Here is a 12,431-nt window from a genome sequence, read left to right on the forward strand (position 1 = left end):
GCCCGGTCTCACACCCGGTACACGGCTTCGACCCGGTTCCCGGGCGGGTGCACGCGGAGGGACTCGCACAGCCGCTCCACCAGCAACAGGCCCCGCCCGCACAATTCCGTGCCGGCCTGGCGTTGCAGGCGGGCGCGGACCTCGGAATAGTCGAAGCCCTCGCCACTGTCCTCGACGAGGAGGATCAGGCGCACCCCGCCCGCCTCGGCGGGCCGGGCGCTCACCGAGATCTGCACATGCCCGTGCTGCAGCGCGGCCAGCCGCGTCTCCCGCTCGAGCAGGTAGTTGGCAAACCCGTCGGCATTGCCCTTCTGGGCCGAGTCCAGCCGCAGCAGGCCGTGATCCACGGCATTGTTGTACAGCTCGGAGAGCACGGTGAACAGGTGCGGATCGGGTTCCCGGCAGCACAGTTCCTTGATCTGGTGGAGGATCATCGGCACCGGATCGATCTCCCGCAGCATGTGCCCCTCGAAGCGGTAGCTCAGCGACCAGTGTCTTCCCTCGGTCTGACCCGTGGGCGCGTGCGGCGATGGTCCGGCTGCCGCCTCCACCGGCATGGCGATGGTGGCGTCACAGGGCACGCAGATCAGGCTGATGTCGTCCTGCTGCGCCTGGCCGTCGGTGAAGGCTTCCAGCTCGATATAGAGGCGGGCGAAAGGCGAGTTGCGCGGCGTGCCACCCTGCACGGCCGCCTCCACCCGCTGGCTGCCGAACATCTCACCGGCGGCATTGCGGGCCTCGGTCACGCCATCGGTCATCAGCAGCAGCCGATCGCCGGCTTCCAGGGGCAGATGGCGCATCTCGCTGTCGAGCAGGTTTTCGGTGATCCCCAGCGGCAGGGAGGAGGAGGCGAACCGCGCCTGGATGCGATCGTCCCGCACCAGCAGGGCGTCGGGCAGCCCGCCGTTCCAGATCTGCAGGGTCTTCACGTCGGGCGAGATGGTGGCCAGGCAGGCGGCGCAGAACATCTCGGCCGGCAGCATCTCGTACAGCTTGCGGTTCATTTCGGCAAGAATGCTGAGCGGGCCGTAGCCCTTGGCGGTCATGGAGTGGAAGATCTGCGACAGGGGCATGGCGCCGATGGCCGCATAGAGGCCGTGGCCGGTGAAATCGCCCAGCAGCACGTGCAACTCGCCTGTGGGGCGGCGGGCGCTGAGGATCAGATCGCCGCTGAAAGTCATGGCCGGGAGATGGATCACGCCGAACTTTTCCATCTCGTCGTTCTGCGCGGTGATCACGCCCGAGAACAGCTCTTCGGCCAGTTGTTCATCGCGGCGCATGAGTTCGGCCTGTTGCGCCAGGGCATGATTCAGGCGACGCACCCGCTCCACGGCGTTGAGGCGGGCCTGCAACATGGCATAGCTGACCGGCTTGATCAGGAAGTCGTCGCCGCCGACGTCGAGTCCCCGGATCATGTCCTCCTCCGCGCTCAGGGCGGTGAGGAAGATCACAGGCAGATAGCGGTTGCGGGCCTCGGCCTTGATCCGGCGGGTGGCCTCGTAACCGTCCATTTCCGGCATCATGATGTCCATGAACACGATGTCCGGTCGTTCACGGCGCACCTGCTCCACCGCCGCGCGGCCATCTGCCGCCTCGACGGTCTCGTAACCCAGGTGCCGGAGCTGGGCGCCGAGGATCACCCGGTTGGTCGGCTCGTCATCGACGATGAGGATCTTGCCGCGGGACATGGCCCGGCCTAGCGGAGGGTGAATATCTTGTGAAAATTGGCCACCTCCAGCACTTCGCGGATTTCCCCGGGCACCTCTTCGAGAATGACATCGGCGGCATCGCCCCCGGCGTGCTTCTTCAGCAGCAACAGCATGCCCAGCGCCGAACTGTCCAGATGCCGCGCCCGGGCCATGTTGATCCGGTAACGCAGGTTGGCCGGTTCGTTGCGGTAGGCTTCGCGAAAATCCTTGTGGTGGGCAAAGTCGAACTGCTCGTCCAGATAGATGATCAGCTCCTTGCCGTCGCTGGATTTCTTTACCTCGATGCTCATGCGCTCGTCCCCTGGTGCCTTGAAAGTGCCTTCCCGGATTTCCGACTTCAGAACAGCTCCACGTCGCCGCTGTCCATGCCTTCCTGGGCCACGGCCTTGTGCCGTCCCGTGCGCCACCGGTCGCGGGCCGCCTGCAACCGGGATGCCACGTCGCCGTCGCCGCTGGCGGCATCGCGCAGCAGGGAAACCATCTCCCGCATGCGTTCGAGGTTGGTCTCGGCCGCTTCCAGGGACTGGCGGCAAATATCCTCGAACTGCAGACCCCGCACGGCCGTGGCCACGGCCTGTGCCTGCTCCTCGCCCAGCGCCGACACCTCGCCGATCTTGGCGGCGAAGAAGAGGTTCATGTCTTCGACCGCCCGCAGGGTGCGCTGCACCCGGTTGCGGGCCTCGATGGTCACCTGCAGATCCCGGGAGGCCATGGCATTGACCGTTTCGTTGACATGAGCGATGGCGCTCTTGGCCTTGTCCACCTGTTCCTTGATCTGATCGTTGAAGGCGGTGGAGCGGGCCGAAAGATTGCGCACCTCGTCGGCCACCACGGCAAAACCGCGCCCGGCCTCGCCGGCCCGGGCCGCTTCGATGGCCGCATTCAGGGCCAGCAGGTTGGTCTGATCGGCAATCGACTTGGCATCGTCCAGCAGGCTGAATATCCCGTCCAGGTGTTCCACCATGTCGTCGATGTGGTGGGCCGTCTCCACGCTCTGCTCGCTGACGCTGGTGAGGATGCCGATGAATTCTTCCATGAGATGCGAGGTGTCCTCGGCGAACTGCCGCACGTTGACGCCGCCTTCGCTGGCGCCGCTGTTGTGCTCCAGGATCTCGGTGACGATGGCTTCCTGACGCTGGGAGACACGGGACATGTTCTCGAATTCGTTGGCCAGCCCCGTGACCGCTTCGTGCAGCAGGGCCTGCACCCGCCGGACCTCCTCGGCGGTGCTGGCGCTCTCGTCCTGCAGTTCCCCTTCAAGCGCCAGGAGCAGATCGCCATGCGCTGCCGGCGGCGGAGACGCCGCCGCCTCCGCCCGCGGCGTCGGGGTTGCCTGCGGCGCGTTGCGGAAGCCTCCCGCCCGCATGGCCAGCAGGAGCACCACGACCAATGCGCCCTCGAGTGTCCAGCGCCAGGGCGCCGCGAGGCCGGCCATGTCCATGCCCAGCAGTCCCAGTGCCCCCGGCAGGGCGACGAACAGCGGTTTCATGTCACAGGTGTTCCTTGGGTGGATTGGGTATTGCGGCCCCGCCACCCGGGCGCAGACAGCACGTCCCTGGTGCGGGTGTTCCTGACTCCAATAACGGCCGCCGCGGCCGGATCTTTAGCCATCGCAAGGGGGACACCGGCCCGCGAACCGCGCGCCGGCGATGCCGGGAAGAGGTTACCTCGCCTCCCTGCGAGGATTTTGCCGGCGCACCAGGAGCGGCGCCGTCGGCCTCCCTGCCCTGACGGATCATCCGGGATCCGCCGTTGAAAAATCGTCCGTGCGGGTCTGCCGCGGGTCAGTGCTCACCCTTGGTGCGCAGCAGCCCGGCCAGGCGGTTACCCTGCTTCTGCGGGCCGCCGCGGGGGAAAATCTTGTGCAGATAGCGGCTGCTGCCGCGCTCGGGCCCCCACACCTGGCGGAAATGCTTGACCATCTTGCGCACCTCGCACTGCACGCCATGCTCGGCGTAGTAGTCACGCAGAAAACGCACCACTTCCCAGTGCTCGTCGGTCAGCGCCAGGCCTTCCGCGGCCGCCTGGGCGCGCACGAAATCCTCGCTCCATTCGTCCAGATTGACGATGTAGCCTTCGCTGTCGGTCAGAACCTCCCGGCCGTTGACCAGGAGGGTTTTGGTCTGCATGTTGGGGTACATCTGTCGGTTACCTCTGTTCGTTTCCTGTTTCTTTCGCCAGCCAGTCCCGGTAGGAGCGGCGCGAGCCGCGATGCGACAGTAGCAGGTTGCGGGTAGCGGGTTGCCGGGAACAGCGGTGTCTTTATTCGCCATCCATCCCCGGCCACCCGTAACCGTGGCATCGCGGCTTGCGCCGCTCCTACACAAACACACAAAAATCTTTTCGCCCTTGACGCCTTTGCGTTGAAATCTCAATCACCCAGCACCTCCTCGATGATGGCGCGGATCTCCGGCACGCAGGAACCGCAGTTGGTGCCGGCGCGCAGCACCTCGCCCACGGCTTCGGGGCTGGTCAGGTGCTGCTGGCGGATGGTGTTGACCAGCACGTTGCGGCCAACGCCGAAGCAGGCGCAGACCACCGGGCCGGCATCATGCTGGCCGGAGGCCGGCTTGCCGGTGAGGATGGCCATGCGATCCCGCTCTGCGAGCGTCTCGTCGGCGAACAGCTTGAGCAGCCAGTCCCGCTCCGGCAGCGTCGGATCGGGGCCGATGAAGATCACGCTCTCGAGGCGCCCGTTCTCGATCCGCGCCGCCCGATAGCGGTGCTGGCCCTTGTCGTGATACTCGATCCACTCGACCTTCTCGGCCTGCTGGCAGAGCAGGCTGCGGGCGCAGCGCGCCCAGTCGTCCGGCAGCTCCTGGCCGGCCAGTTCGTAGCGCCACAGCCCCTTGCCGCGCGACAGGGCCCAGTAGCCGGTGGTGACCATGGCCAGGCGCCGGCGGCTGAGCAGGAAGCCGTACCAGGCCGCCGGCCAGCGGGCGATGCGCACCGGCGTGTGCTTGAATTCGGGCTGGCCGGAGAGGGGATCGGTGAAGGCACCGGTCAGGGTGTCCACCGCCGCGCAGGCGGCGAACTGATCGTTCCAGTGCATGGGCACGAAGACGCTGCCGGGGCGCTGGCCCGCGTCGATCCGCGCCCGCACCACGATGCGCCCGCGCCGGCTCTCCACCTGCACCAGATCGCCCTCGGCGATCCCCTGCGCTTCGGCATCCTCCGGATGGATCTGGGCGAACGGTTCGACGATGTGACCCGAGAGGCGCGCCGACTTGCCGGTGCGGGTCATGGTGTGCCACTGGTCACGGATCCGGCCGGTATTGAGCACCAGGGGATAGTCTCCGCCGGGCGCCTCGGCGGGGGCATGGGCCCCCACGGCCACGAAGCGGGCGCGGCCGTCCGCGGTGAAGAAGCGGCCGTCCTCGAAGGGCCGGCGGCCGGGCGTGCCGCCGGCGGGCACCGGCCACTGTACCGGCTGCAGGCGATCGTATTCGGCATCACTCAGATCGGCGAGGGCGCCGATGTCGAAGTCGCGCGAACCGCCGTTCTCCGCCGCCGACAGGGCCGCGTGCTCGCGGAAGATGTCGGCCGCATTGCGCCATGCAAAGGCCTCGCCGAAACCCAGGCGGCGGGCGATCTGCTGGATCATCCACCAGTCGGGCCGGGCCTGTCCCGGCGTGGGCAGGAAGGCCCGCTGGCGGCTGATCCGCCGCTCCGAGTTGGTCACCGTGCCTTCCCGCTCGCCCCAGGTCTGGGCCGGGAACAGCACGTTGGCATGACGGGTGGTGTCGGTATCGCGCACGCAGTCGGAGACCACCACGAACTCGCATTTTTCCAGCGCCCGGCGCATGCGCCCGGCATCGGGCAGGCTCACCGCGGGATTGGTGGCCATGATCCACACCGCCTTCACCCGCCCCGCCTCGATGGCCTCGAACAGTTCCACCGCCTTGAGCCCGGCTTTTTCGGGCAGCGCCGGCGCCTTCCAGAAATCCCGCACGATGCGCCGGTGCTCGGGATCGTCCAGCGCCATGTGCGCGGCGAGCTGGTTGGCCAGCCCGCCCACCTCGCGCCCGCCCATGGCGTTGGGCTGGCCAGTGAAGGAGAACGGCCCCATGCCGGGGCGGCCGATGCGGCCGGTGAGCAGATGGCAATTGATCAGGCTGTTGATCTTGTCGGTGCCGAAGGACCACTGGTTCATCCCCTGGGAGAAGATGCTCACCACCCGCTCGGTGCGGGCGAACAGCTTGTAGAAGGCGCGCACCTGGTCGAGAGGCAAATCGCAGGCCTGCGCCACCGCTTCGAGGGAACCGGCACACTCGCGGGCCGCGGCCAGGGCGGCCTCCAGGCCTTCGGTACAGTTGTTCACGAACAGGGCGTTGCGCTCCTCCTGGGCCTCGAGGTGCAGCAGCAGGCCGTTGAACAGGAGATGATCGGTTCCGGGCCGCAGGGCCAGGTGCATGTCGGCGATGTCGCAGGTGGCGGTGACGCGGGGATCGATCACCACCACCATCAGATCCGGATTCTCCTTCTTCGCCCGCACGATGCGCTGGTAGAGCACCGGATGACACCAGGCGGCGTTGGAGCCGGCCAGCACGATCAGCTTGGCCCGCTCCAGATCCGTGTAGCTGCAGGGCACCGTGTCGCTGCCGAAGGCCCGCTTGTGGGCGGCCACCGCCGAGGACATGCACAGCCGCGAGTTGGTGTCGATGTTGGCCGATCCGAGGAAGCCCTTCATCAGCTTGTTGGCCGCGTAGTAGTCCTCGGTCAGGAGCTGGCCGGAGACGTAGAAGGCGATGGCCTCGGGGCCGTGGGCGGCGAGGATCTCGCGCAGGCGGGTGGCGGTGTAGTCCAGCGCGTTGTCCCAGCCGTGCGCGGTGCCCTCGATCTCGGGATACAGCAGCCGCCCTTCCATGCCGATGGTGTCGGCCAGGGCCGCGCCCTTGGAACACAGCCGCCCCAGATTGGCCGGATGGGCCGGATCGCCCTTCACCGCGACGTTGCCCGCCTCGTCGATGGACGCCAGCACCCCGCAGCCGACGCCGCAGTAGGGACAGGTGGTCTGGACTTCGAAGGCCATTCAGCAATACTCCGGGGGCACGACTTCGACCGGCCCGGTGGAAGGAACACGGAAGGCACGGAGGCACGGAGGGCACGGAGAAATCTGTTGATTACGTTCGCTCATGTTCTCCTCGTGTGCAGTCGTCTTTGTCGTGCTTTGCCATCGGTCACGCCGGCCGGTTCTGAAAAACCGCCATAAACGCCATATCTCCGTGCCCTCCGTGTTCTCTTCCACACCTCTCAGGCGTAGGCCGGCTCAAGCGCAGCGGAGCCGGCGAAAGGCGTGTCATCCGGCCATGGCGGCTCCGCTGCGCTTGAGCCGCCCTACGGGGCGTGTCGTAAAACAATTTTGAGATGATGAATAAAAACCCTTTCGCTCTGCGAACTCTGCGTCTCTGCGCCCTCTGCGTTCCTTCCACCCTGCTCAGTTCAGCAACAGCTTGCGGCAGTCGCCCCGCTCCAGGAGGCGCCCCCGGATCCGCTGCGCGTAGTCGCGGCGCACGCCGCGCAGGTAGATGAGCAGCCAGCCCAGCACGCCCGGCATGAGCGCGGCCAGATACCACCAGCGTTCGGCCACCCCCGGCACCAGCGCCAGAGCGAGCAGCACCACATAGGCCGGCCAGATCATCACCAGCCCCCGGCCCAGGTGCTTGACCACCAGTACCGCCACCGCCAGCCGCCGCCGGCGCTTCTGCACGGGCGAATCATACACTGCCCGAAACACGGCCCGGGCCAGATCGTCGTCAATCTCTTCCAGTGTGCGAGGCATGAGGTTTCACTGCAAATAACGCAGAGGTCGCAGAGACGCAGAGATCGCGGAGATTGTTATTGCATCCTGGAAGCGGATCGAAACGGCCCCGCACACTCACACAATGCAACTTTCCTCTCAATGTCACGCTCTGCGTTCTCTGCGTCTCTGCGCCCTCTGCGTTCCTTCCACCCCGGCCCGGTTCAATGCGTGTCGGGCAGCACGCCGACCTGGGGCATTTCGGCCAGGCCCGATTCGCGGGCGTGTTCCTGGAAGCCCCGATTGCGCCAGAAGAAGGCGCCGGGCATGGTGGTGGGGATCACCAGCACGTAGAACAGGGCGCGGCCGATCACGGCGGCGCCGAGCACGGCGAGCGCCGTGACGAGCCACAGGGCATAGGTGAGCACGCCGCTGCCGCCGAACAGGGCCAGCAGCAGGGCGCCCAGGGCGCCCGTGACCAGCAGGGCGTTGCGCAGGCGCCAGGTCTTGCCGAAGGTGGTGCGCTGCTCGTAGTGGGCGGCGGCGCCCTCGCCATCGGCGGCCTGCATGTCGCGGGCGTGGCGCCACAGGCCGAAACCTTCCAGGAGCAGGCCCGCGAAGAGCAGGCTGCCGAAGACGTTGAGCAGGGGCGAAAGCGGCTCGCCCGCCGCCAGCAGCACGCCGCCGAAGATCAGGATCACGAACAGGCTGCCCAGGGCCAGCATGTTGCCATAGAAGCTGGTGAGCACCTGCCAGTGGTTCCAGAAGGGCCGCGCCGGGATGCGGTAGATCCGGTGCATGAACCAGATGGCCAGGGGCCCGGCCGCCACGGCGCCCCAGCCGGTGATGGCCAGCAGGCCCTCATGCCAGCCGCTCGGCAGCCAGCCGAACAGGCCGGGGAAGGCCTCGAGCAGCGTGTAGGCGGCCAGCAGGTTGAAGAACACGGCGATCCCCGCCACCTCGCGGCTCACCGGCGAATGGCGCAGGTTGTTGAAGGCCCGGTAGAAACGGTGCGGCCGCCCCAGGTGCATGGTGGAAAGCGCCAGGGCGAAGGTCTCCAGGCCCAGCAGCACGAACAGGCTCAGGGAACGGGCCAGCGGGTGGCTCTCGGCCGACAGGGCCTCGAGGCCGAACAGCGGGCCGAGGAACAGGGCCAGGAAGGCGCCGATCACGCCCTGGGAGATCAGGGTGAAGATCACCAGGGGATCTTCCCGCGAACGCAGCTTGCGCAGGTTCCAGCGGGGCTGGCGGCCCGTGTCCCGCACCTTGGGCTTGTACGGCCCCTTGCCCGGCTCGTCCTGCTCGTAACGCAGGGGCATGGCATCGGTACGCAGCATCTCCCGCGGCAGGGAGCGGATCTGCTGGAAGCGGATATTGGGATGGGTGATGTCCGGCGTGGGGAAGCCGGGGATCCGCGTCTCGAGCTGCTCGCGGTTCTCCGGCGTGGTCTCGATGGGCCCGAAGTCCAGCGCGCCCCCCAGACAGGCGGCCACGCAGGCCGGCTTGAGCCCCGCCTCCAGGCGGTCGATGCACATGTTGCACTTGTGCACGTGACCGCGCTGCATGTCCAGTTGCGGCGCGTTGTAGGGGCAGACCCAGGTGCAGTAACCGCAGCCGAAACAGATGTCCGGGTCCTGCAGCACCGCGCCATATTCGGCGAACTTGGTATAGGCCCGGGTGGGACAGCCCTTGAGGCACACCGGGTCGTCGCAGTGGTTGCAGGCCATGGAGATGTTGATCCGCGTGGTGTTCGGGTACACGCCCCCCTCCACGTAACCCACCGCCCGGTAGGCCAGATAGGGCGGCAGATCGTTCTTCAGCGAACAGGCCGACTCGCAGGCATGACAGGCGATGCAGTTGTCGGCGTTGAAATAGAAGCCGTGCTGCTTGTAGCGGTTGGGATTGTCCGGCTTGCTGCGCTCGCCGTTGATCACCAGACCATCGGCCACCAGCGGATCGTCGGGCGAATCCACCAGATCGATGGGCTTGCCGTAACGGTTCTTCTCCGGCGGCTGCACATCGGGCAGAAAGGCGTAATCGGGCTCGTCGTCGCGTACTTTATACATTGTCGTCACTATTCGGGTTCACTGTAAACAACGCAGAGGTCGCAGAGGCGCTGAGATCGCGGAGAAATGCCGGCATGGTCAAACGACTCATCATCTTCCGTATATACACATTCACTCACAATCCGACAGAAAATCTCTGAGTTCTCTGCGTCTCTGCGCCCTCTGCGTTCCTTCCACCGAGTCTAATACGTCCGCGCGGCACGGTTGCGCACCGCGGCGGCCTGTTGGTCTTCCACCGGTTCGATGCGCACGGCCGCCTGTTTGAAGGCCGGCTGGCGGGAGTGGGGATCCAGCAGGCCGAGGGTCAGGCGGTTGACGCATTCGTGGAAGTGGAAGGGGATGAACACCATGTTGTAGGGCACCCGCTGGGTGGTCTGCACCAGCACCACGGCATCGCCGCGCTTCGACACCAGGCGGGCGTAACTGCCGTGTTCGATACCGAGATCGCGGGCGGCGTCGGGGTTCATCTCCATGTAGGGAGTGGGACTGAACTTGTTCAGGTTGCCCACCTTGCCGGTGCGGGTGCGGGAGTGGAAGTGTTCCACCACCCGGCCGCTGTTGAGCCAGAAGGGGTATTCGTCGTCGGGCCGCTCGTTGTTGTCCACGAAAGGCAGCGGGATCAGCTTGGCCTTGCCGTCGGCGTGCTGGAACTTGCCGTCCGTGTACAGGCGCGGGGTGCCGGTCTCGGCGCCTTCCGGACAAGGCCACTGGATGCCCCGCTGCTGTTCGATCTTCTCGTGGGTCATGCCAGAATAGTCGAGCATGCGCCCCCTGGACAGCTCGCGCATCTCGTCGAACACGCCGGCGGCGGTTTCGGGGAAGCGCATCTTGCGCCCCTGCTCGAAGCGGGTGGCCATCTGGTTGAAGATCCACAGATCCGGTTTGGAGTCGGCATAGGGCGGCACCACGTTGCGGATCAGGTTCACCCGCCGCTCGGTGTTGGTGAAGCAGCCTTCCTTTTCGGCCCACAGGGCCGCGGGCAGATAGACGTGGCTGTATTCGTTGGTCTCCACGTCCTCGTAGGCGTCCTGCACCACCAGGAACTCCAGCTTCTCCAGGGTCTTGCGGATCCGCGCCGTGTTGGGCATGGAAGTCATGGGATTGGTGGCGATGATCCACAGGCCCTTGATCTGCCCGGTCTCGATGGCCGGGAAGATGTCGGTCTGGAACAGGCCGCGCTTCTTGGGGAAGAACTCGGGATCGATGCCCCAGAAGTTGGCGATGTCGATGCGATCCTGCTCGTTCTCCAGGGCACGGTAGCCCGGCAGGCCCGAGCAGGAAGACCATTCGCGGGTGCCCATGGCGTTGCACTGGCCGGTGATGGAGAGGCTGCTGCCACCGGGCTTGCCGATGTTGCCGGTGATCAGGTTGAGGTTGTTGATCCCCACCACGCCGTCGGAGCCATGGGTGGACTGGTTGATGCCCATGGTCCAGATGGTCATGGCCGCGCCGGCCTTGGCGTAGGTGCGCGCCACGTTGCGGATGGTGTCTTCGTCGATGCCGCAGATCCGCGAGGCGGTGAGCGGATCGTATTCCTTCACCAGGGCGGCGAATTCGTCGTAGCCGGAGGTGTGGGCCTCGATGTAGGCCCGATCCTCCAGCCCTTCCTCGAGGATCACGTGGGCCAGGGCGTTGAGCAGCACCACGTCGGTGCCCGGCTTGATGGGCAGGTGGATGTCGGCCATCTGGGCGAACATGGTGACCCGGGGATCGACCACGATCACCGGAAACTTGCGCTTCTCCAGCGCCTGCTTGAGGCGCCAGAAGATCACCGGGTGCTGCTCCGGCAGGTTGGAGCCGATGGCCAGCAGGCATTCGGTATGCTCGAAATCCTCGTAACAACCGGGCGGGCCATCGGAGCCGAAGGAGCGCTTGTAGCCCGAGACCGCCGACGACATGCACAGGGTGGTGTTGCCGTCGTAGTTGTTGGTGCCGATCACGCCCCGGGCCAGCTTGCCCAGGGTATAGAACTCCTCAGTCATGATCTGGCCGGTGGAGACGATGGCGAAGGCGTCACGGCCGTACTGTCCCTGGATCCGCTTGATCTCGTCGGCCACCTTGTCCAAGGCCGTGTCCCAGTCCACCTCGCGGAAGGGCTCGAAGCGCTTCTCGCGCAGCAGGGGGACCCGTCCCCGGCCGCTGGTGCGGAACAGTTCGTGCTCGAAGATCCCCTTGAGGCAGAGCTTGCCGCGGTTCACGTCGGCGTTGCCCACGCCCCGGGTGGCCACCGCCTCGCCCTTGTCGTTCACGCCCACCTCGATGGAACAGCCGGTGGAGCAGTAACCGCAGGTGGTGTATTTCCATTCCTTCACGCCGGGATCGGCGAGCTTGATGGGGTTCTTCTTTTTTCGACCAAAGAGCATGGCTTCCAGACCTGATTCAGGGTGTTGTGATTGTCCCGCAGGCGCGGCGCAAGCCGCGACCAGTCTTCATGCGGTAATTCGCGGCTTGCGCCGCTCCTACAGTGGGAAGGTCATCAACTGTTGGGGCAACCTTCGTTCGGCTTGGCCGACAGGTAGATGGTCTGCCCCTCCAGCTTCACCGGGAAGGTGGCGGCACAGCCCTCGTCGGGGGCCACCGCTTCGCCGGTATCGAGCTGGATCTTCCAGTCGTGCAGCGGGCAGGCCACCTTCGTGTCGTGCACGATGCCCTGCGACAGGGGGCCGCCCTTGTGCGGGCACTTGTCACGCAGGGCAAAGATCCGATCGTCGGCGGTGCGAAACACCGCGATGTCCCCCTCCGCCGTGCGCACCACGCGGGCGCCCTTGCGGGGAATGTCCTCGATACAGCCTACTTCAATCCACTCGTTGCTCATCGTTCGTTACCGTTGTGTTCGTTCTTCCGATACCTTGCTGCAAATAACGCAGAGGGCGCAGAGACGCAGAGGTCGCCGAGGTTTGTTGATGTTGCTGATGA

At 66.1% G+C, this 12,431-nt stretch carries 9 protein-coding genes; all 9 read right to left on the reverse strand.

All coding sequences use genetic code 11. From position 1 onward, the window contains the following. Nucleotides 1-8: 8 nt before the first annotated feature. The 9 genes from ACZ5BH_RS02830 to nirD all read right to left on the reverse strand — a co-directional run bounded on the left by ACZ5BH_RS02830 (nucleotide 9) and on the right by nirD (nucleotide 12,330). The gene (locus ACZ5BH_RS02830) at nucleotides 9-1,688 is read right to left on the reverse strand and encodes an ATP-binding SpoIIE family protein phosphatase (RefSeq protein WP_464890407.1); all 1,680 of its coding nucleotides are present in this window, start codon (nucleotides 1,686-1,688) and stop codon (nucleotides 9-11) included. 8 nt (nucleotides 1,689-1,696) lie between these two features. After that, nucleotides 1,697-1,999, reverse strand: a complete 303-nt coding sequence (locus ACZ5BH_RS02835; RefSeq protein WP_464890408.1) for an STAS domain-containing protein — start codon at nucleotides 1,997-1,999, stop codon at nucleotides 1,697-1,699. 47 nt (nucleotides 2,000-2,046) lie between these two features. Next, entirely contained in the window at nucleotides 2,047-3,198 is a 1,152-nt protein-coding gene (locus ACZ5BH_RS02840) for a methyl-accepting chemotaxis protein (protein ID WP_464890409.1), read from the reverse strand. Nucleotides 3,199-3,493: 295 nt separating this feature from the next. After that, nucleotides 3,494-3,838 (reverse strand): TusE/DsrC/DsvC family sulfur relay protein, encoded by a 345-nt coding sequence (locus tag ACZ5BH_RS02845; protein ID WP_464890410.1) that lies wholly within the window; start codon nucleotides 3,836-3,838, stop codon nucleotides 3,494-3,496. Between the two features lie 242 nt (nucleotides 3,839-4,080). After that, on the reverse strand, nucleotides 4,081-6,741 hold the full coding sequence (locus ACZ5BH_RS02850; protein ID WP_464890411.1) for a molybdopterin-dependent oxidoreductase: 2,661 nt from the start codon (nucleotides 6,739-6,741) through the stop codon (nucleotides 4,081-4,083). A 405-nt stretch (nucleotides 6,742-7,146) separates the two neighbouring features. Then, a complete protein-coding gene (locus tag ACZ5BH_RS02855; RefSeq protein WP_464890412.1) occupies nucleotides 7,147-7,491 on the reverse strand; it encodes a hypothetical protein in 345 nt (114 codons plus the stop codon). Between the two features lie 182 nt (nucleotides 7,492-7,673). After that, complete coding sequence (locus ACZ5BH_RS02860; protein WP_464890413.1) at nucleotides 7,674-9,515, reverse strand: DmsC/YnfH family molybdoenzyme membrane anchor subunit; 1,842 nt, start codon at nucleotides 9,513-9,515, stop codon at nucleotides 7,674-7,676. Between the two features lie 182 nt (nucleotides 9,516-9,697). Beyond that, entirely contained in the window at nucleotides 9,698-11,878 is a 2,181-nt protein-coding gene (locus ACZ5BH_RS02865) for a molybdopterin oxidoreductase family protein (RefSeq protein ID WP_464890414.1), read from the reverse strand. Nucleotides 11,879-11,991: 113 nt separating this feature from the next. Continuing rightward, complete coding sequence (nirD, locus tag ACZ5BH_RS02870; RefSeq protein WP_464890415.1) at nucleotides 11,992-12,330, reverse strand: nitrite reductase small subunit NirD; 339 nt, start codon at nucleotides 12,328-12,330, stop codon at nucleotides 11,992-11,994. Between the last annotated feature and the right edge of the window lie 101 nt (nucleotides 12,331-12,431).

This window comes from Thioprofundum lithotrophicum (assembly GCF_055387065.1).

Bases quoted from the DNA above. Each gene is read 5' to 3' on its own strand.
- ACZ5BH_RS02830 (WP_464890407.1), bottom strand. From the start codon at position 1,688: ATGTCCCGCGGCAAGATCCTCATCGTCGATGACGAGCCGACCAACCGG.
- ACZ5BH_RS02835 (WP_464890408.1), bottom strand. From the start codon at position 1,999: ATGAGCATCGAGGTAAAGAAATCCAGCGACGGCAAGGAGCTGATCATC.
- ACZ5BH_RS02840 (WP_464890409.1), bottom strand. From the start codon at position 3,198: ATGAAACCGCTGTTCGTCGCCCTGCCGGGGGCACTGGGACTGCTGGGC.
- ACZ5BH_RS02845 (WP_464890410.1), bottom strand. From the start codon at position 3,838: ATGCAGACCAAAACCCTCCTGGTCAACGGCCGGGAGGTTCTGACCGAC.
- ACZ5BH_RS02850 (WP_464890411.1), bottom strand. From the start codon at position 6,741: ATGGCCTTCGAAGTCCAGACCACCTGTCCCTACTGCGGCGTCGGCTGC.
- ACZ5BH_RS02855 (WP_464890412.1), bottom strand. From the start codon at position 7,491: ATGCCTCGCACACTGGAAGAGATTGACGACGATCTGGCCCGGGCCGTG.
- ACZ5BH_RS02860 (WP_464890413.1), bottom strand. From the start codon at position 9,515: ATGTATAAAGTACGCGACGACGAGCCCGATTACGCCTTTCTGCCCGAT.
- ACZ5BH_RS02865 (WP_464890414.1), bottom strand. From the start codon at position 11,878: ATGCTCTTTGGTCGAAAAAAGAAGAACCCCATCAAGCTCGCCGATCCC.
- nirD (WP_464890415.1), bottom strand. From the start codon at position 12,330: ATGAGCAACGAGTGGATTGAAGTAGGCTGTATCGAGGACATTCCCCGC.